Source organism: Serratia proteamaculans (genome assembly GCF_946227095.1).
GTDB classification, from domain to species: Bacteria; Pseudomonadota; Gammaproteobacteria; order Enterobacterales; family Enterobacteriaceae; genus Serratia; species Serratia proteamaculans_E.
Genome location: NZ_CAMISV010000003.1, coordinates 216,436 through 236,073 on the forward strand (window position 1 = coordinate 216,436; position 19,638 = coordinate 236,073).

A 19,638-nucleotide genomic window follows, 5' to 3' on the forward strand; every position below is an offset into this window, starting at 1 on the left:
GAGCCGGATGATGGACAAACCCAAACTGGTGGTGATTGGCAACGGCATGGCCGGTATGCGGCTGGTGGAAACCCTGTGTCGGCTGGCGCCAGAGCGCTATGCCATCACGGTGATCGGCGAAGAGCCGCGCGGCAACTACAACCGTATTCTGCTGTCGCCGGTGCTGGCGGGGGACAAAGCGTTCAGCGATACCCTGCTGCACGACTATGACTGGTATCGGCAGCAGGGGGTGCAACTGCTGGCCGGGGAACCGGCGCTGGCGGTGGATCGGCAACAAAAGCGGGCGATCACCGTCCGGCATCAACTGCCTTATGACCTGCTGGTGTTTGCCACCGGTTCGCGCCCGTTGCGGCCCGCACTGCCGGGTGGGGGATTGGACGGCATTTATGGCTTTCGCACCCTGGACGATGTTGAAGCGATGCTCAGCCGCTGCCGGCCAGCCCAACCGGCGCTGGTGGTGGGCGGAGGAGTCCTGGGGATTGAGGCGGCAGCAGCACTGGCGCAGCGCGGCATGAATGTCACCGTGGTGCACCGGGGCGATCATCTAATGGAACGTCAGTTGGACGCTCGTGCGGGGCGGATGCTGCAACATGACCTGTTGCAGCGCGGTATTGAATGCCGGTTGAACTGCGAAGTCAGCCGCTTTCAGGGAACCGAACGGGTCAGCACGGCCACCCTGAGTAACGGCGAGTTATTGGCCTGCGAACTGGCAGTGATCGCCATCGGAGTGCGGCCCGAAATTAGCCTGGCGCAGTCCGCCGGACTGGTCTGCGAGCGCGGCATTATGATCGACGATCGGATGCAAACGGACGATCCGGCAGTGTTTGCCATCGGGGAGTGTGCCCAGTTTGGTGAGACCACTTTTGGCCTGGTGGCACCCTGCTGGCAGCAGGCCGGACTGTTGGCGCAGCGGCTGAGTGGGGAACCGGTGGCGGGTTACCGGCCAACGCCGTTGCATACCTGCCTGAAGGTCAGCGGCGTTGAAGTGTTCAGCGCCGGCGAAATGGTTGCCGACGGGTATACCGAGGTTCATCACGCTGAAGATCCGCAAGTACAGCACTACCGCCGCCTGCTGGTGCGCGACGGCAAATTACAGGGCGTGGTGTTGTATGGCGACGCTCAGGACAGCCCTTTTTATCTGCAGCAGCTTGGCCTGCCGGTTTCACAGCCGGATACCTTGCTGTTTGGCAGTAGCGAACCCGGGACGCCAGCGGCGTCTGATGAGAGGAATTCTGATATGCACAAGCCCGTTTTGTTGGTTGCCGGTCACGGCATGGTCGGTCATCACTTGCTGGAACAACTGGTCGCTCGCGAACTGCACTTGCAGTATCACATTGTGGTGTTTGGCGAAGAGCCGGTGGCGGCCTACGACCGGGTGCATCTGTCCGAGTTTTTCTCCGGCCGCAGTGCGGATTCGCTGTCGATGGTGGAGGAGGGTTTCTTTGAACGTAGTGGCATAGAACTGCGGTTGGGGCAGATGGTGTGCGCTATCGATCGCCAGCGCAAATGTGTGATCGACGCCGAGGGGCGAGAAACGGCCTATGACCAACTGGTGCTGGCGACCGGCTCTTATCCGTTTGTACCGCCGATCTCCGGTAATGACCGTCCGGGCTGTCTGGTTTACCGCACGCTCGACGATCTGGCGGCGATAGCCGATTGCGCCAAAACCGCCCGTGTTGGGGTGGTGGTCGGTGGTGGCCTGCTGGGGCTGGAGGCTGCCAATGCCTTGCGTCAGCTTGGGCTGAACACCCATGTCGTGGAGTTTGCGCCACGGCTGATGGGGGTGCAACTGGATGACGGTGGCGCGACCATGCTGCGCAAAAAAATCGAGGCGCTCGGTGTCAGCGTGCATACCGGTAAGCAAACTCAGGCCATTACCGAGGGTTCGTTACACCGTCACTGCATGAATTTTGCCGATGGTGAGCTTCTGGAGGCTGATTTAATTCTGTTTTCTGCCGGTATCCGCCCACGTGACCAGCTTGCCCGCGAGGCCGAACTTGAGGTGGGGGCACGCGGCGGCATCGTGATCGACAGCCAGTGTCGCACCAGTGATGAGGCAATCTATGCCATCGGCGAGTGCGCCTTGTGGAACGGACAAATCTTCGGACTGGTGGCTCCCGGCTACCAGATGGCGCGTACCCTGGCCGATCGACTGGCCGGGCAGGAAACGGTGTTCTGTGGTGCAGACATGAGCACCAAACTCAAACTGTTGGGCGTGGAAGTGGCGTCGCTGGGTGATGCCCATGGCCATACCCCCGACAGCCAAAGCTACAGCTGGGTCGACGGCCCGGCGCAGGTGTATAAAAAGCTGGTGATCGATGCCGAAGGCAAACGGTTACTGGGTGCGGTACTGGTGGGCGACAGCGCTGAATACAGCACGCTGCAACAGATGATGCTCAACGATATGCCGCTGCCCGCCATGCCGGAGAGTCTGATTTTACCCGCGACGGCCGGGTCAGCACCGAAAGCCTTGGGGGTATCGGCCTTGCCGGCCACGGCGCAGATCTGCTCCTGTCATAACGTCAGCAAAGGTGATATCAGCGCTGCGGTGGAACAAGGCTGCGGCGATTTGGCGGCGGTCAAGGCCTGCACCAAAGCGGGCACCGGCTGTGGCGGCTGTGCGGCATTGGTCAAACAGCTGATGGAGCACGAACTGCAGCAGCGCGGCGTAGTGGTGAAAAAAGACGTTTGCGAGCATTTCGCCTATTCACGTCAGGAGCTGTATCACCTGGTACGCGTCGGCAACATCCGCACCTTTGACGAGCTGTTGTCTCGACACGGTCATGGGCGTGGTTGTGAGGTGTGCAAACCGCTGGTGGGGTCGATCCTGGCTTCGTGCTGGAACGAATATCTGCTCAAACCGCAGCACCTGCCGCTGCAGGACACTAACGATCGTTTTTTCGCCAATATCCAGAAGGACGGCACCTATTCAGTGGTCCCGCGGGTACCGGCCGGTGAAATCACCCCGGCTGGACTGATCGCCATTGGCCAAATTGCCCAACGCTATCAGCTCTACACCAAGATTACCGGTGGTCAGCGGGTTGATCTGTTTGGCGCCCGGCTGGAGCAATTGCCGGAGATTTGGCAGCAATTGATCGACGCCGGGTTTGAAACCGGACATGCCTACGGCAAGTCGCTGCGCACCGTGAAGTCTTGCGTCGGCTCCAGTTGGTGCCGCTATGGTGTGCAGGACTCTACCGCTCTGGCTATCGAACTGGAGCACCGCTACAAGGGGCTGCGTTCACCGCACAAAATCAAAATGGCGGTCTCCGGCTGCACGCGAGAGTGCGCAGAGGCGCAGAGCAAAGACGTTGGGGTGATCGCCACCGAGAAAGGCTGGAACCTGTACCTGTGTGGCAACGGCGGCATGAAACCGCGTCATGCGGACCTGTTTGCCAGCGATCTCGATACCGCCACGCTGATCCGCACGGTCGATCGCTTCCTGATGTTCTACATCCGCACCGCCGATCGCCTGCAGCGCACCAGCACCTGGATGGACAACCTGGAAGGAGGGCTGGACTACCTGCGAGAAGTGGTTTTGCAAGACAGTCTGGGCATTGGCACCGAATTGGACGCGGAGATGGCAACGGTGGTCAGCCACTACCAATGTGAATGGCAAACCACGCTCGCCAGTCCGGATCGCCTGAAACTGTTCCGTCCGTTTGTTAACAGCGAACAGCCGGATGAGGCGATCGTTTGGCAGGCGGAGCGCGGACAACGTCGCCCGGCCGCGGGTGTGGAGCGGGGCCAGGTGATCGAGGTGCAACCGGCGGTGAGCGTCGGGGAACAGTGGCTGGATGTCTGTGCACTGGCGGATATCCCGGCTAACGCCGGTATGGCTGCCCGCCTGGGGCAGCGGCAAATTGCGTTGTTCCATCTGCCGGACAGCGGCGTTTATGCGTTGGCCAACCAGGAACCGGACAGCGACGCCAACGTACTGGCTCGTGGGTTGTTGGGGGACGTGGCGGGCGAACCTGTGGTGATTTCCCCACTCTATAAGCAGCGTTTCCGCCTGAGTGACGGTATCTGTGTGGATAATGTCGAGCGTGCTGTCACCGCCTGGCCGGTGCGGGTAGAGGAAGGCCGCGTGTGGGTGTGCAGTACACCGCTGGCGGTGCAGGCCCAACTGCCGGAAACGGCGGAAGTGACCTCATGACCACTACGCATTGCACCACCTGCCCGTATTGCGGCGTAGGCTGTGGCGTAGCCATTGAGCAGCAGAGTAATGGCGAACTGAAGGTCAGCGGCGATGTGGCGCACCCGGCCAACCAGGGGCGACTGTGTGTCAAAGGCAGCGCACTGGGTGAAACACTGGATCTGACTGGCCGCTTGTTGCAGCCGCAGGTCGATGGCCAGCCGGTCGCCTGGGATCAGGCACTCGGCCAGGTGGCGCAGCGTTTTAATCAGATTATTGAACAACATGGCCCGCAGGCAGTGGCGTTTTATGCCTCCGGCCAGTTGCTGACCGAAGACTATTATGTGGCTAACAAACTGATGAAGGGATTTATCGGTGCGGCCAATATCGACACCAACTCGCGGCTGTGTATGGCGTCGGCGGTGGTTGGCTACAAGCGGGCATTCGGCAGCGATGTGGTGCCTTGCTGTTATGAGGATATCGAACAGGCGGATCTGGTGATACTGACCGGCTCCAACACCGCCTGGGCGCATCCTGTGGTCTATCAACGGCTGGTGAAAGCCCGACAACAGCGCCCGCAGATGCGGGTGGTAGTGATTGACCCGCGTGAGACGGCAACCTGTGATATTGCCGATTTGCATCTGCCGCTGCGGCCCGGCAGTGACGCGGCGTTGTTTACCGGCGGGCTGCACTGGCTGGCCGAACAGCAAGGGCTGGATACCACCTTTTTGCAACAGCATGCCAGCGGCGCAGAGGCCACGTTGGCCGCGGCGGCAGAATGGACGCCGCCGCGGGTGGCGGAGTTTTGCGGGCTGCCGCTCAGTGCGGTGCTGACGTTTTTCCACCTGCTGACCGCGTCCCACAACTGGGTCACGCTCTATTCGATGGGCATTAACCAGTCGGCCAGCGGTGCGGATAAATGCAATGCAATTATCAATCTGCACCTGGCGGGAGGACGTATTGGTCGGGCAGGCAGCGGCCCGTTTTCGATTACCGGCCAACCCAATGCCATGGGCGGGCGGGAAGTCGGTGGGCTAGCCAATCAACTGGCGGCGCATATGGGGTTTAACCCCGAGGATATCGACCGGGTGCAGCGTTTTTGGCAATCACCGCACATTGCCCGGCAACCAGGGCTGAATGCGGTGGAGCTGTTCCAGGCGATCGCCGCCGGGCAGGTAAAAGCAGTGTGGATTATGGGCACCAACCCGGTGGTCTCGCTGCCGGATGCCGATGCGGTACGCCAGGCGCTAAAACAGTGCCCGTTGGTGGTGGTGTCCGAAGTGATGGCCATGACTGATACTGCCGAACTGGCGCATATTCGTCTGCCCGCGTTGGCCTGGGGAGAAAAAGAAGGCAGCGTGACCAACTCCGAGCGCTGCATTTCGCGTCAGCGTGCCTTTCTGCCGGCGCCGGGGCAAGCCCGGGCCGACTGGTGGATCCTCAGTCAGGTTGCGCAACGTATGGGTCATGGTGCGGCGTTTAGTTACCAACATCCTTCGGAAATTTTCAGCGAACACGCGGCCCTGTCCGGATTTGAAAATAACGGAACGCGCGGGTTCGACATCGGCCAACTGGCGGGGTTGGATAGACAACAATGGTTGCAGATGACCCCGGTGCAGTGGCCGGTGAATGCGCAGCATCCTGCGGGGGGTCGGCGCATGTTTGCCGATGGGCGTTTTTTCCATCCAGACGGCAAGGCGCGACTGCTGCCGGTGACGCCGCGCCTGCCGCAGAATGCGGTCTCACCACGCTATCCACTGGTGCTGAACACCGGTCGTATCCGCGATCAGTGGCACACCATGACGCGCACCGGCAAAGCGGCACGGCTGATGCGTCATTTGAGCGAACCTTTTTGCGAAATACACCCGCAGGATGCTGCCGAACTGGGGATCGTCGACAGCAGTCTGGTGCGACTCAGTTCGCCCCACGGCTGGATGCTGGCACGCGCGCAGTGCAACCCGGGACAGCGGCGCGGCAGTGTGTTCGTACCGATGCACTGGAACGGTCAATTTACCGCTCAGGGCCGGGTAGACAGCCTGATCCCGCCGGTGGTGGATGCCGACTCCGGCCAGCCGGAAAGCAAACATGCGCCGGTACGGGTTAGCCATTGGCCGGTGAGCTGGCAGGCGGAGATTTTTATCCGTGCCGACGTCGCCGCCCCCAGGGGAATTTACTGGAGCTGGGTCGCGCAGGACGGGCTGACCCACTACATTATGGCCGGGCAGCGGCCGGTTGAAGACTGGCAGGCCTGGCTACAGCGGCATTTCTCGCTGGAGGGCATGACGCTGCAAACGGCACAGTTGGCCCAGCGCGGTCTGCACCTGATTGGCTGGCGACAGGGCGAGGTACAACTGGCGTTTTATGTCCGCCAGCAGGCCCCGGATCTTGACCGTCCGGCGATCCTCAGCGCCTTTAAGCTGGCCCCCAGCGGTGGGCCACAACGCCTGGCACTGCTGGCAGGTCGCGGTGCGCCGGGGCAGTTAGCGGCAGGCACCACGATTTGCAGTTGTTTCGGCGTAGGTGAGAACCGCATCATTGCGGCCATCCAGCAGGGTTGCCACAGTGCAGAGGCATTGGGTGCCCGCCTGCAATGTGGTACCAACTGCGGTTCCTGCCTGCCGGAGCTAAAAAAATTGATTCAACAGCATGCATCCCACCAGGTGGCTTAGCCGAAGCGCTATTGGCCGAAGCGACCGATAATGCCTGCACCGCCCTTGGCATGGCCCTGCAATTTCTCCAATAGCTGCTCACGGGTGAGCCCCGGGCCGAGCGCATGCGGCGGCAGATCGGTGGCGATCAACACGAAGGTATAGTGGTGCTGTCCTGAACCCGCCGGTGGGCAGGGGCCATGATAAACCGCGGTGCCCGGTGAGTTTTTGCCACCCACAAAGCCTTTGCCCTGGGTGAGATCGCCCTCGGCAAAGCCGCTGGCGCTGGCAGGAATGCCATAGGCCACTAAATGACTGACTCCCAGACCTGCGCGGCCTTCGGGATCGGAAAGCAGCAGGGCGAAGCTTTTGGTGTCTGCCGGTGGGTTGGCCCAGCTTAGCGGTGGTGAAACGTTATTACCGGTGCAACTGGCGTTGCCGGGTGTGGCGCCAGCATATTTCTGTGCCAGCGAGCCGCCGTCCTGAAATGCCGATGAGCTGAGGGTAAAGGTGCCGGCGGCCTGTGCCGCGAAAGACAGCAAACCGGTAGCCAAAGCCGCGCTAAGCGCGAGTGCAGATAAACCACGACCGACCATACAACCTCCTGTGTTTGATTAAACCCATCATAGTAGTGCAGGGGGCGGCTCGCCATAACAGCTATGCCAACAGCCGGCTATAACAGCGGCAAACGGCTGGCTGTCAGGGTGAAATTAGATGAAATAGCGTGATTTCCCCGCTGAAGGGTGAAATGCCAATGTCGGCCGTCATCAGCAGAACCAGCCAGCCGGCAAGCGCCAGATAAAGGCCAAACGGCAGCGTATCCTGCCTGCCGGATTTGTGCAGTAAACCGGCGATCGCTGTAGCGCAAAGTCCGGCTGCCGCAGCACCGGTGACCAACACGGGCAGAGCGGCCCAACCGGTCCAGGCACCCAGTGCTGCCAACAGCTTAAAGTCCCCCTGGCCTATACCGTCCGTTTTCCGTCCATAGCGATAGGCCGCATTGAGTAACCAAAGCGACAGATAACCGGCACTGGCCCCGGTCACGGCATCGGTCAGTGAAGTAAAACAGCCGTGCTGATTGGCCCATAGTCCGGCCCAGAGCAGCGGCTGCGTCAGGCGATCCGGCAATAATCGGTGTTGCCGGTCGATAAGCGCCAGCGCCAACAATATCGCCGCCACCGGCAGCAACAATAGCCGTTGCAGCAACGGGATAGTGAAAGGCAGGGCCGCCAATCCGGCAGTAACGGCAATCAACATCACCCCGTGTGTTCTCGGTGGTGACTTTTGTGACAGACTCTGTGGCAGGGAGTTTATCAGCCACAGGGCGATCGCTGCCGGCAGTAACATGGCCGGGATAAACAGGCCGCGATACCAGAGATCGAGTGGGGGATTATCGAACATATGGCGTCCTTGCCGGGCTGAAATTAGCGTTCAAAATAGCGGCAAAATGAGTTTCACGAGGCACTAATAACCCACCGATGATCGATATTGCGCAGGCGGTCGCAAAGCGTTGTTTAATGCCAGGTGAAATACACTGAAATTGCGAATTGCTACGGATAATCAATTAATTAATTTTGTTGTGAATTCTAATGTGCGGTTTTTTTCGGCAAAATCTGCGATAAAATTAAGTGAATTTTTGCGGTTCAGCGGCGGGGATTTCAGCGTGCTCTTGGTCGCCATATCATCGACTGAAATAATTTGGCCTTATGTGACGACGTCACTTGTTCAAATGAGGTTTATCTGATTGTTTCTGATGAAGAACCCATTAGACTTTAGGGTTCATGATGCAGTTTGGCCGTCGGGCGCCCGTTAGGGTGAAATACCGGGTAGCAAACTGCGCAAAGTTTGGGTTGTCTGTCGTCTGGAGTGGCGGCAGCAAGAAAAGGTTTATCTGCCAACCCCTCTGGATGAAGGGGCGGCGACGGTGTAATGACAGACGTTATCGATAAAGCGCGTTACCGATTGAAAAAGGTCGTTGATTTGTTCTTCTCACCCGCCGGCTGTTTACCGGCGGTGGGGCTGGCGTGGCTGGTTGGCGCGTTGCCCGCCCATGCCGAGTCCCCACCCGCACCCGAATCTGTGGTTCATCAGCCGGGCGACAATTTGCCAGAACTGGGCGGCAGCGCTTCGAACGATGCCGAGCGTGAGAAAGAGTGGGCCGCCATGGCTAAACAGTTGGGTGAGCGTAACCTGAATAACGTTTCGGGCCAGCAGGTGCGCACCCGGGCGGAGAGCTATGCGGTGGGGCAAGCCGGCAACGTGCTGCAACAGCAGGCGCAGGAGCTGCTTTCGCCACTGGGTAACGCCAAACTGTCGCTGGTGATGTCCGACCAAGGGGATTTTAGCGGCAGCAGCGGCCAGTTATTCAGCCCGCTGCATGATGTTAACGGTTTGCTGACCTACAGCCAACTCGGTCTGTTGCAACAAACCAATGGCTCGCTGGGCAACTTTGGCCTCGGGCAGCGCTGGGTCGCCGGTGATTGGCTACTTGGGTATAACACCGTGCTGGACAGCGACTTTGAACGCCATCACCAGCGTGCCAGTCTGGGGGCCGAAGCCTGGGGAGATTTCCTGCGTTTTTCCGCCAACTATTACTATCCGTTATCGGCTTTGGCACAGCAGGCCGATAACGCTCAATTCCCCAGCCGTCCGGCGAGCGGTTATGACATCACCACTCAGGGCTACCTGCCGTTTTACCGCCAGATTGGCGGCTCGCTCAGCTATGAACAGTACTGGGGAGAAAACGTCGATCTGTTTGGCTCCGGCAAAAAGCAAAATGACCCGCGTGCCATGCAACTGGGGGTGAATTACACCCCGGTGCCGTTGGTGACGGTGAAAGCGCTGCACAAGATGGGGGAAGGCGGGGTAAGTCAGGATCAGGTCGAGCTGGCGCTAAGCTATCGGCTTGGCGTGCCGCTGGTGAAGCAGATATCGCCGGAGTATGTCGCTCAGGCCAAGTCGCTGCGTGGTAGCCGCTATGACAATATTGAACGGAAAAATGTGCCGGTGATGGCGTTCAAACAGCGTAAAACGCTGCAAGTGTTCCTGGCTACGCCACCGTGGCAGCTGCAACCCGGGGAAACCTTGCCGTTGGTGCTGGAGATTAAAGCCACCAACAAAATCACCCGTGTCAGTTGGCAGGGCGATACCCAGGCGCTGAGCTTGACGCCGTCGCAGAACAGTAACGATCCGCATGGCTGGAGCCTGATTGTGCCGCAGTGGGATAACACACCGGACGCCGTTAACCGCTACCGCCTGTCGGTGACGCTGGAGGACGACAAGCAGCAGTTGGTGACTTCTAACTGGATCCAACTGCAGGTGACGCCGCCGCTGACCGCCTCTTCCGATGTGGATCCGGGGCTGCCACCGGCGAAAATACTGCAAACACCGCCGATCCCGGCAGAAAGCGGTCCGTTGAACGGTGCGGACTAACCGTTCTTCCCTTGCAGCACCCAGACGGCGGCTTCAACGCGTGATTTCAGCTTCATTTTTTTCAACAGGTGTTTGACGTGCACCTTGACGGTGCTTTCAGTGATGGTCAGCTTGCGGGCGATCATCTTGTTGGGCAGGCCCTGAGCGATCAGCTTGAGAATATCGCGCTCACGCGGCGTGAGTTGTTGGATGTCGCGTTCGGTGCTGGGACGGTTCTCACGCAGGCTGGCGGCCAGGATCGGCGTCAGAGCTTCGCTTAACACCATCTGACCGGCCGCCGCCTGATGCAGTGCCTTCAGCAGTTCCTCGGGCTCCATATCTTTCAGCAGATAACCATCGGCACCGCGTTTTAGCGCGCTGACGACATCATCTTCATGATTCGACACGCTAAACACTACGATGCGTCCGGAAAGGGCGGTCAGGCGCAGGCGATCCAGCGTTTCCAGTCCGTTGATGCCAGGCATGTTCAGATCGAGCAGGATCAGATCAGGATCATGTTCCTCGGCCAACGCGACCCCTTGTTCACCGTTACCGGCTTCAGCAATCACCTGCAGGCGTGGGTCCATGCCTATAAGCTGTTTTACGCCGTTGCGCAGCATCGGGTGGTCGTCAATCAGTAAAATAGTGGCGGCAGTTTCGGTGGTCATGGTTTTTCCCATTAGTCGATGGCGTGGTTGTCCGGTTTAAATACCACCCGGACTTCAGTGCCGCCGCCGCCGCGAGGTAAAATTTCGCAGTGGCCGTGCAGGCTTTTGGCGCGATCGCGCATAATAATCAGGCCGTAGTGGTCGGGACGATCGGTTTCTTCCGGCAACCCGCAGCCGTTATCGCAGACGCTCAGGGTGACCTCGCCACGTTGATTGACCACCTGAATGTTCACCTGGCTGGCCTGGGCATGTTTGTTGATGTTACTTAACGCCTCACGGGCGATTTGCAACAGGTGGATGGCCTGATACGCGGGCACCGTACGCGGCGTTAACTGGTAGTCGAGGTTGATGGTGATACCGAGCCGTTGGCTAAACTCTTGCACCGTCGACTGTAGCGCCGCCAATAGCCCCGGCTCCGTCAGCCGCAGGCGGAAGGTGGTCAACAGCTCACGCAGTTGACGGTAGGCAATGTTCAGCTCTTCACGCATCTGTTGCACCAGTGCCAGGTTGGCGGGCGACAGCTCGGCACCCTGCATTTGCAGGCAACTGGTTTGCATCTTCAGGCACGACAGCGACTGAGCGATGGAGTCATGCAGCTCGCGCGCTATCGCTGCGCGTTCTTCCATCAGCATCAACTGCTGTTGATGATCGACCTGGCGTTCAATCGCCAGCACGCTGGTCAACTGTTCGACCAGGGTATTCATCAATTGCCGATGATCGTCATTCAGCGGCCACTGTGGGGCATGTTGCGCGACGATCACCCCGTAATCTCCCAGCTTGTCGCTCAGACTCCAGCTTAGCGAGGGGTAGTCGGCATGCTGTTGACCCTCGCTGTTCACGCAGGCGCTGCACACCGGATTATTACAATACTCCGGCCGCAGCGGCTGGTTGCCGCTCAGTTGCACAAACTGCTCCTGACTGTTGTTTTCGTACAGGCGCACCTGAATGGCACGCAGCGGCGTCAGGGTTTGCAACTGATTGAGTATTGGCGTCAGGCGGCTGCATAACGGCTCATTGGCATGCAACTGGCGACTGGCGCGATATAAAAAGCTCAGCACCTGATTTTTTTGCTGCAGGTCGGCGGTTTTTTCCGCCACCCGCAGCTCCAGCCCGCTGTACATGGCGGCAAGTTCGTCGGACATGGTGTTTAATGCGCCGCCGAGCGAGGCCATTTCATCCTGATGCCCACGCTGGGCAAAACGGCGACTGAAATCGCCGCGGCCTGCCGACAACGCCATCGCCACCAATTGCCGCCAGGGGTGTAACAGGCGACGGCGCAGATAACAGATGGTGCCCACCAACAGCAGCAGCGTCAGTGCAATAAACACCCCCTGCACCAGCGTTACCGTCAGCAACCGGCGTTCGGTATGGTGGTCGATATCGGAAACCAGCTTATCCAACTGGGCGACGAAATGTGCTACCTGTGGCGCGGCGTCAGCCGGTTGCTGGGCTGCTCGCAACCTTGGCAACAGGGTTGTTTGCCAGTAGCCGTATAGCGCCTGAAATTGTTCGGTCAGTTGCTCTTGCGTCACCGAGTGTTGGAGATCAGGGCTGTTGGCATCCTGATCCAGCTCGCGGATCAGGGCTTCGCTGTGTGCATCCAACGGCACCTGTGCCAGCAGGCGGTAACTTTGCATCCGCAGCGAACCGGCTTTGTTGATGGCATGTGCGTTGCCCTGAATGCTTTGTGACATCCAGGCGGAAATGCTCATGCCGGCCACGCCAAGAATGCCCAGCAGCAACATCAATATGGCCACCTGATTAACGATGGAAAGCGGAGCTAACAGGCGTTTCATAGATTTTGGGTCCCCGGCGCAGAGCAAGACAACGGCGGGTAACCAGAGGACAAAGCAGGTGGCACCAGCCGGTGTGGTAACGATTCAGCGCCATTTTTTATCATACCGGGGCATAACCCCATACCTCTAACGAAGTACCCCCTAGTTTCCGCACTACGATAGTAGCGAGTGACCAAGGCGTGGAGTGCTTTTCAATCGATTGATTTATTTTGCTTTTATGAGTTACCTCGGCTTACTCACAAAGGGATGGCGAGCCTTTTTAGACCGTTGGCTACCTGCACCCGGGTTGATTTACATCAACTTTGCCATGGGGGGCGCCGCCTAGGGTGGGCGGAGTTATCATCCTGTGTCTGAGGTTTTTATGTCGCAATCTGCAACGTCATTATCAAAACAAACAGGCGCGGTTATTCAGGACTGGCAACCTGAGGATGCCGCATTCTGGCAACAGCGTGGCCAACGCATTGCCAACCGCAACCTGTGGATTTCCATTCCTTGTCTGTTATTGGCTTTCTGCGTCTGGATGTTGTTTAGCGCGGTCGCGGTCAATTTGAATAAGGTTGGCTTCAATTTCACCACCGATCAACTGTTCCTGCTCACTGCATTACCTTCCGTTTCTGGCGCTATCCTGCGCGTGCCTTATTCCTTTGTGATCCCGCTGTTCGGTGGCCGTCGTTGGACCGCCATCAGTACCTGTTTCCTGTTGGTACCCTGTCTGTGGCTGGGGTTTGCGGTACAAGACGCCACCACCCCTTATAGCGTGTTTGTGATTATCTCCCTGTTGTGTGGCTTTGCCGGCGCCAACTTTGCCTCGAGCATGGCCAATATCAGCTTCTTCTTTCCGAAGGCCAGTCAGGGCGGTGCGCTGGGTCTGAATGGCGGTTTGGGTAATCTGGGTGTTAGCGTGATGCAATTGGTGGCTCCACTGGCCATCTCTGTCGCTATCTTTGGTGCCTTTGGCGGCACGGCTCAGACACAGGCGGACGGCAGCTCACTGTGGCTGGAAAACGCCGCCTGGATCTGGGTGCCGTTCCTGCTGGTCGGCACGTTGGCGGCCTGGTTTGGCATGAACGACCTGGCCGCCTCCAAAGCGTCACTGCGCCAGCAACTGCCGGTACTGAAACGCGGTCATCTGTGGGTGTTAAGCCTGCTGTATCTCGCCACCTTTGGTTCATTTATCGGTTTTTCTGCCGGTTTCGCCATGCTGTCTAAAACCCAGTTCCCGGACGTGGTGATCCTGCATTATGCCTTCTTCGGCCCGTTCCTTGGTGCTCTGGCACGGCCGGTCGGCGGCGCGCTGTCCGATCGCTTCGGTGGCATTCGCGTCACGCTGATTAACTTTGTGCTGATGGCGGTGTTCGCTGCCTTGTTGTTCCTGACCTTACCGGGGGCGGGGCATGCAGGGTCGTTTATTGCGTTTTATAGCGTCTTTATGCTGCTGTTCCTCACCGCCGGGTTGGGTAGCGGTTCTACTTTCCAGATGATTGCCGTGATCTTCCGTAAAATTACCGTAGATCGGGTTAAGGCTGGCGGCGGCAGTGACGAAAGCGCTCAGCGTGAAGCGGTGACCGATTCTGCGGCAGCCCTGGGCTTCATCTCGGCGATTGGTGCTGCCGGCGGCTTCTTTATTCCGCAGGCCTTTGGCACCTCGCTGGCCCTGACCGGTTCACCGGCGGGGGCGATGAAAATCTTCCTGGTGTTTTATGTGCTGTGTATCCTGGTCACCTGGGGAGTCTACGGCCGTAAAAAATAGTAAAGCGTTCGAGTAACACCCGTTCCTCCCCCGCAGGGGAGGGACTCATTCCCCGCTGTCCCCGATGAAATTTTACGCCCTCAGTGAAATCCCCGCCTCCTTAGGTAATATTCTTATTATTGCGTACTGCTTTTTCCTTTGTTTATAGGTATCTCTCTCAAACTGTGACTTTCCACTGTTGATGGTTGAATATTTTTCTGTGTGTTATTTTCCATTTTTCCGTCGAATTCCTTACGAAAATAAAGCACTGTGTATGACGCATGGAAGGGTAATGAATTTTTGTTTTTTTCTGTTATTAGAGATTTATCTCATCAGGACAACAATAGGTCTGTGTATTTGGTGCTATATTTTAACCTGGCGTTCCGTGAAGGATTAAATCAGATAACTCTCATTCTGTTTTTGCAGGCTTTTTGTAGGCTATCTGGCAATCGGATTAGACGGAAAACAGAGGGTGTCCTTGACGGTGAGTATGAAATTTCACAATTTCACTTAAATAACAAAATTATAACATATTTGCATTTTATGTTTAAAAACAGTAAGTTGGCTGTATTTTATTGCCGGTAAACATGATAAGAAACCATGATGCCAACAGGGAAATAGAGACATTCAAAGAATCAGAACCTCCATTTGAGAGGTAATGTAAAAAATGAAATCAGCAAATTTTTATAAAAGTTAATATCTATTGAATGCAACCTGTTGAGTTTACATTTAATTTCTTGAACATTTTTTCATATTTCTATACAAAGTGTGCAGGACAGGCACGCTAAGGAAATTAAAAGTGAATCTTGATAAAAGAATAAAGATTAGGAATCTAGATGTTCTGACACCGTCCAGGGAAAAATTTCGTCTACGTTGGAAGGAGTATCAGATACTTTCACTTCTTGTCGCCAGATCCCCTGAACTGGTTAGTCGTACGGAAATTATAGAAAACATATGGAAAGGAACTTATTGTTCGGATTCAACGATAAATCAAACAATTAAATCAATTCGTCAAAAAATCGGTGATGCAGAACATACGCTTATCAGAACTATTCCTCGCCTGGGTTATAAGGTTGAGAATAAGGCTGTTTTTCACTTTATTTCCGAAGAAGATGAATACGTCACCGACGAAATATGGAATGTTAATGAGGATGCTAATAAAGATATTCAAGCGGAACTTTCTGAAAATGACAATAAAGATGATGAAATTCCTACTGAAGAAATAGAGCAATCGGAGGGGGATGTTGCTCCAGCGTCTTCGGCTACCACAGCTGAAATGCTTAAAAATACGGCGATAAGAAAAAAAGTGTCGATGCCGGCAGGTTTTTTCTCAGTTCCGGCCGTCAGAGTTGTAAAATATCTGTCGGTATTCGTATCCCTGCTGATAATTTCACATTTTTCATATGTGCTGGGGAATCAAACTCGTCCGCCCATTATCAATGATATTCAAAACAATACCCGCGTGGTACTTACCCTGACACTGAACAACCCACGGACTAACGGGCCACAAACTTTACTTTGTCTGTATCAGGGGGAGAGTCTGGATCAAGCGACCATAGAGTGTGTCGATCCCAAACAGGGAAAGTTGAAACAGCCGGTGAAATACGAAACCTCAGATGCGCAGGGTGCGGGTAAGATTAATCTTATACTACCGAATAAAACCATGGAATATCAGGTCGCTTACGATGTTAAAAATTAGCACGAGATAATATTTCACCTTTATCGATAATTTTACATTCGGCCAATATTTTTATTTCATTATTTGTTATTTGAAAGCTCGGTCTGTTTTGTCCAGTCTGGTTTCCATGTTCTAACGCCAATTAGCGTCCTGCCTCAATCGTGTGGTAGGGAATAATGGGAAACCGGGTTGAGTGACAAATTATGGATAAGCGTAAAGTAGCTATCATCGGGGGTTCCGGTTTTATCGGGACGCGCTTGGTTAAACGTCTGAGTGCGCGTAACGACCTGGTGTTGACCATCGTGGATAAAAAGCGGAGCGAGCATTTTCCTGAGCTCTATCAATTTGGTGATGTAACCCAGCCCGAGACCCTGCGGCAGCCACTGGCGGATTGTGACGCCGTGATTAATCTTGCGGCCGAGCATCAGGATAATGTGGATCCTATATCACTGTATTATCAGGTTAACGTTGAAGGCGCGCGCAATGTCTGCATGACAGCCTCGGCGCTGAATATCAAGCAAATCGTCTTTACCTCATCGGTGGCGGTCTACGGTTTCGTGGCCCAGGAAACCGGTGAAGAAGGGCTTTTCGAACCCTTTAACCATTACGGCAAATCCAAGCTGGAGGCCGAGTATGTCTACGAAGCCTGGCGCAAAGCCGAGGGCAGCAACAAATTAACCATCATCCGCCCGACGGTAGTGTTTGGTGAAAATAATCGTGGCAACGTCTATAACCTGTTCCGGCAAATCGCCAGCGGTCGTTTTGTGATGATTGGCAGCGGCAATAATATGAAGTCCATGGCTTACGTGGAAAATATTGCCGCCAGACTGGAGCATGCGCTGGATCAGCAGGCAACCTATCAGGTCAGTAATTATGTTGATAAACCTGACTTCACCATGAATCAACTGGTCGACGTTATTTCTTCTTCATTAGGAAAAAGTAATAAGACTATTCGCATTCCCTATTTATTTGGCCTCTGTGGCGCCACGGCATTGGATTTGGTGAGCAAAATAAGTCGCCGTAAATTCCCTATTAGCCGGGTGCGGGTGCAAAAATTCTGTGCCAGAACTCAATTTAAAAGCAATGTGCAAAGTGGTTTCGTGGCGCCGGTTGAACTTGATTCGGCAATCGAAAGAACAATTAAACACGAGTTTTCCGAGGGATAACCTTTCCTAAGGCCAGGGTTGTTTATTTTTCGCCGCTGACAAGCGGATAAATCTGTATTTAACAGGATTAACTCATGCTGACTTATATCCTGGCACTGTCAATTTTATTTCTGTTAATAGCGCATTGGGAGCTGTAACTCAAGGGCGGTAGCGTGCTTATTCGCTGGAGGGATCATGTTATATCAACTGAGTGTGATATTTATTTTGGCGCTGATGCTGGTGGTTATTGCCAGGCGCGCAGCACTGGCGGTGGGGTTAGTGGATAAACCCAATGCCCGCAAGCGCCATCAGGGGCATATTCCGCTGGTCGGTGGCATTGCCATTTACCTGATCATGACGCTGGTGACCTTCTGGCAGCCGGACTGGCTGCCGCACAGCACCACCTATTTGTTGTGCGTCACGGCGTTGGTGATGCTGGGAGTGCTTGATGACCGTTTTGATCTGCCGGTGGCGCCACGCGTCATTGTGCAGGGAGGGATTGCGTTGGCGATGATGCTGGCAGCAGGGATGCAACTTACTTCCTTCGGGCATCTGTGGGGTCACCAGGAGTTGTTGCTGGGTTATGCCGCCTTGCTGATTACGCCGCTGGCGGTATGGGGGGCGATCAACGCTTATAACATGGTTGATGGTATCGACGGCCAGCTCGGTGCGCTGTCCTGCGTCACCTTTATGGCGTTGGCCATCTTGTTCGGTCTGGCCGGGCATGACGCGCAGGCGTTGTGGTGTCTGAGCCTGATAGCGGCCCTGGCAGCGTACCTGTTGTTCAACCTCAGCGTGTTCGGTGCGCGTAACAAGATTTTCATGGGTGATGCCGGCAGCATGGTCATTGGCTTCAGCGTGCTGTGGTTGTTGATTGTCGCTACTCAGGGAGAGGACGCAATAATACGGCCGGTGACCGCACTGTGGTTAATCGCCATCCCGCTGATGGATATGGTGACGGTGATGGTGCGTCGTCTGTTGCGTCGCCAGAGCCCGTTCAAGGCCGGGCGTGACCACCTGCATCACATTCTGATGCGTCGCGGCCTCAATGCACGCCAGGCGCTGGCCATGAGCTGCATGTTGGCGGTCACTCTGGCCTGTGTGGGCATCTGCAGTGAAGTGTTGCAGTTGCCGGACCACCTGATGCTGTTGGCCTTCGTATTTTGCTTCTTCGGTTATTTTGCCCTGCTGCACGAACCTCGTCAGGCAAGGATCTTTACCGATAACCCTACCGCCGATCGTTAATCCTCCAACGGGCCGCAACGGCGGCCCGTTTTCTCACGGTACCGTTATGAACCTTCATTTGCCTCATTTGATGCCACTGGTGCTGTCCAGCGTTTTGCTTAGTGGTTGCACTGCCTTTCCGGGTTCACACTTGCCGACCCATGGCAAAGAGACAGTGACTCAACAGGACGAAGACTTTGATTTGAATAAACAGGTCCAGGTGTACCGCGTTACGCCGATGCTGCTGCAAAAAATGCGTCGGGTTGAGCCGGTAGCGCGACCAAACCTGGCACTGGACCAGCGTCTGCAAAGCTATCAGTACCGTATCGGTGTCGGCGATGTGCTTAACGTCACCGTCTGGGATCACCCCGAACTGACCACGCCCGCCGGGCAATACCGCAGCGCCAGCGACACCGGCAACTGGGTGCATGCCGACGGCTCGATCTTCTATCCCTATATCGGTCGGGTGAAGGTGGTGGGAAAAACAGTCACTGAAGTGCGTAACCAGATTGCCGGCCGACTGGCCACCTATGTGGAAAGCCCGCAGGTGGATGTCAGCATCGCCGCCTTCCGCTCGCAAAAAGTCTATGTGACCGGTGAAGTGAAAACCTCAGGGCAGCAGGCGGTGACCAACGTGCCGCTGACCATTCTTGATGCAATCAATGCCGCCGGTGGCCTGACCGATAACGCCGACTGGCGCAACGTGGTGCTGACGCATCAGGGCAAAGAGCAGCCGATTTCCCTGCAGGCACTGATGCAACGTGGCGATATCAGCCAGAACCACCTGCTGGAGCCGGGCGACATCCTGTATGTGCCGCGCAACGACGAACTGAAAGTGTTCGTTATGGGTGAGGTCGGCAAACAGTCGACGCTGAAAATGGATCGCAGCGGGATGACATTGACCGAGGCGTTGGGCAGCTCCGAAGGGATCAGCCAAACGGTCGCCGACGCGACCGGCGTGTTCGTGATCCGCCCGAACGGCGGCAAACAGCCACAGCGGCTGGCGTCGCTCTACCAGTTCGACCTGTCTGATGCCTCCGCGCTGGCGATGGGTACCGAATTCCAATTGGAACCTTACGATGTGGTGTACGTCACTGCGGCGCCGATCGCGCGCTGGAACCGTTTAATTAGCCAGTTGGTACCGACCATTTCCAGCTTTAACGACCTCAGCGAGGCCACGTTGCGGATCCGTAACTGGTAAATC

At 56.2% G+C, this 19,638-nt stretch carries 12 protein-coding genes; 8 read left to right on the plus strand and 4 right to left on the minus strand.

Going from position 1 to position 19,638, the window contains the following annotated elements; translation table 11 throughout:
* Positions 1-10: 10 nt before the first annotated feature.
* Together nirB and OC597_RS07630 are read left to right on the plus strand one after the other, a co-directional pair.
* Complete coding sequence (gene nirB / locus OC597_RS07625) at positions 11-4,156, plus strand: nitrite reductase large subunit NirB (protein ID WP_410071706.1); 4,146 nt, start codon at positions 11-13, stop codon at positions 4,154-4,156.
* Entirely contained in the window at positions 4,153-6,804 is a 2,652-nt protein-coding gene (locus OC597_RS07630; protein ID WP_262208258.1) for a nitrate reductase, read from the plus strand. The genes nirB and OC597_RS07630 overlap by 4 nt, the downstream gene beginning before the upstream one ends.
* Positions 6,805-6,812: 8 nt before the next feature.
* On the opposite strand, the gene OC597_RS07635 is transcribed toward OC597_RS07630, so the two are convergent.
* Positions 6,813-7,379: a YbhB/YbcL family Raf kinase inhibitor-like protein gene (locus OC597_RS07635; RefSeq protein ID WP_262208259.1), complete on the minus strand. Its 567-nt coding sequence runs from the start codon at positions 7,377-7,379 to the stop codon at positions 6,813-6,815.
* A 103-nt stretch (positions 7,380-7,482) separates the two neighbouring features.
* On the minus strand, positions 7,483-8,184 hold the full coding sequence (locus OC597_RS07640) for a prepilin peptidase (protein WP_262208260.1): 702 nt from the start codon (positions 8,182-8,184) through the stop codon (positions 7,483-7,485).
* Positions 8,185-8,712: 528 nt separating this feature from the next.
* Between OC597_RS07640 and OC597_RS07645 the strand changes: the two genes are divergently transcribed.
* Positions 8,713-10,215: a YchO/YchP family invasin gene (locus OC597_RS07645; protein ID WP_262208261.1), complete on the plus strand. Its 1,503-nt coding sequence runs from the start codon at positions 8,713-8,715 to the stop codon at positions 10,213-10,215.
* On the opposite strand, the gene narL is transcribed toward OC597_RS07645, so the two are convergent.
* Together narL and narX are read right to left on the minus strand one after the other, a co-directional pair.
* Positions 10,212-10,862 (minus strand): two-component system response regulator NarL, encoded by a 651-nt coding sequence (gene narL / locus OC597_RS07650; protein WP_262208262.1) that lies wholly within the window; start codon positions 10,860-10,862, stop codon positions 10,212-10,214. The genes OC597_RS07645 and narL overlap by 4 nt on opposite strands.
* An 11-nt stretch (positions 10,863-10,873) precedes the next feature.
* Positions 10,874-12,658, minus strand: coding sequence for a nitrate/nitrite two-component system sensor histidine kinase NarX (gene narX / locus OC597_RS07655; RefSeq protein WP_261284851.1), 1,785 nt, complete (start codon positions 12,656-12,658; stop codon positions 10,874-10,876).
* Between the two features lie 361 nt (positions 12,659-13,019).
* Between narX and OC597_RS07660 the strand changes: the two genes are divergently transcribed.
* The 5 genes from OC597_RS07660 to OC597_RS07680 all read left to right on the plus strand — a co-directional run bounded on the left by OC597_RS07660 (position 13,020) and on the right by OC597_RS07680 (position 19,635).
* Positions 13,020-14,408: a NarK family nitrate/nitrite MFS transporter gene (locus OC597_RS07660; protein ID WP_262208263.1), complete on the plus strand. Its 1,389-nt coding sequence runs from the start codon at positions 13,020-13,022 to the stop codon at positions 14,406-14,408.
* A 778-nt stretch (positions 14,409-15,186) separates the two neighbouring features.
* Entirely contained in the window at positions 15,187-16,086 is a 900-nt protein-coding gene (locus OC597_RS07665; RefSeq protein ID WP_262208265.1) for a winged helix-turn-helix domain-containing protein, read from the plus strand.
* Between the two features lie 182 nt (positions 16,087-16,268).
* Positions 16,269-17,231: an NAD-dependent epimerase/dehydratase family protein gene (locus OC597_RS07670; RefSeq protein WP_261256375.1), complete on the plus strand. Its 963-nt coding sequence runs from the start codon at positions 16,269-16,271 to the stop codon at positions 17,229-17,231.
* A 174-nt stretch (positions 17,232-17,405) separates the two neighbouring features.
* A complete protein-coding gene (gene wecA / locus OC597_RS07675) occupies positions 17,406-18,455 on the plus strand; it encodes a UDP-N-acetylglucosamine--undecaprenyl-phosphate N-acetylglucosaminephosphotransferase (protein WP_262208267.1) in 1,050 nt (349 codons plus the stop codon).
* Between the two features lie 46 nt (positions 18,456-18,501).
* On the plus strand, positions 18,502-19,635 hold the full coding sequence (locus OC597_RS07680) for a polysaccharide export protein (RefSeq protein WP_261256380.1): 1,134 nt from the start codon (positions 18,502-18,504) through the stop codon (positions 19,633-19,635).
* Positions 19,636-19,638 lie beyond the last annotated feature (3 nt).

Bases quoted from the DNA above. Each gene is read 5' to 3' on its own strand.
- nirB (WP_410071706.1), top strand. From the start codon at position 11: ATGGACAAACCCAAACTGGTGGTGATTGGCAACGGCATGGCCGGTATG.
- OC597_RS07630 (WP_262208258.1), top strand. From the start codon at position 4,153: ATGACCACTACGCATTGCACCACCTGCCCGTATTGCGGCGTAGGCTGT.
- OC597_RS07635 (WP_262208259.1), bottom strand. From the start codon at position 7,379: ATGGTCGGTCGTGGTTTATCTGCACTCGCGCTTAGCGCGGCTTTGGCT.
- OC597_RS07640 (WP_262208260.1), bottom strand. From the start codon at position 8,184: ATGTTCGATAATCCCCCACTCGATCTCTGGTATCGCGGCCTGTTTATC.
- OC597_RS07645 (WP_262208261.1), top strand. From the start codon at position 8,713: ATGACAGACGTTATCGATAAAGCGCGTTACCGATTGAAAAAGGTCGTT.
- narL (WP_262208262.1), bottom strand. From the start codon at position 10,862: ATGACCACCGAAACTGCCGCCACTATTTTACTGATTGACGACCACCCG.
- narX (WP_261284851.1), bottom strand. From the start codon at position 12,658: ATGAAACGCCTGTTAGCTCCGCTTTCCATCGTTAATCAGGTGGCCATA.
- OC597_RS07660 (WP_262208263.1), top strand. From the start codon at position 13,020: ATGTCGCAATCTGCAACGTCATTATCAAAACAAACAGGCGCGGTTATT.
- OC597_RS07670 (WP_261256375.1), top strand. From the start codon at position 16,269: ATGGATAAGCGTAAAGTAGCTATCATCGGGGGTTCCGGTTTTATCGGG.
- wecA (WP_262208267.1), top strand. From the start codon at position 17,406: ATGTTATATCAACTGAGTGTGATATTTATTTTGGCGCTGATGCTGGTG.
- OC597_RS07680 (WP_261256380.1), top strand. From the start codon at position 18,502: ATGAACCTTCATTTGCCTCATTTGATGCCACTGGTGCTGTCCAGCGTT.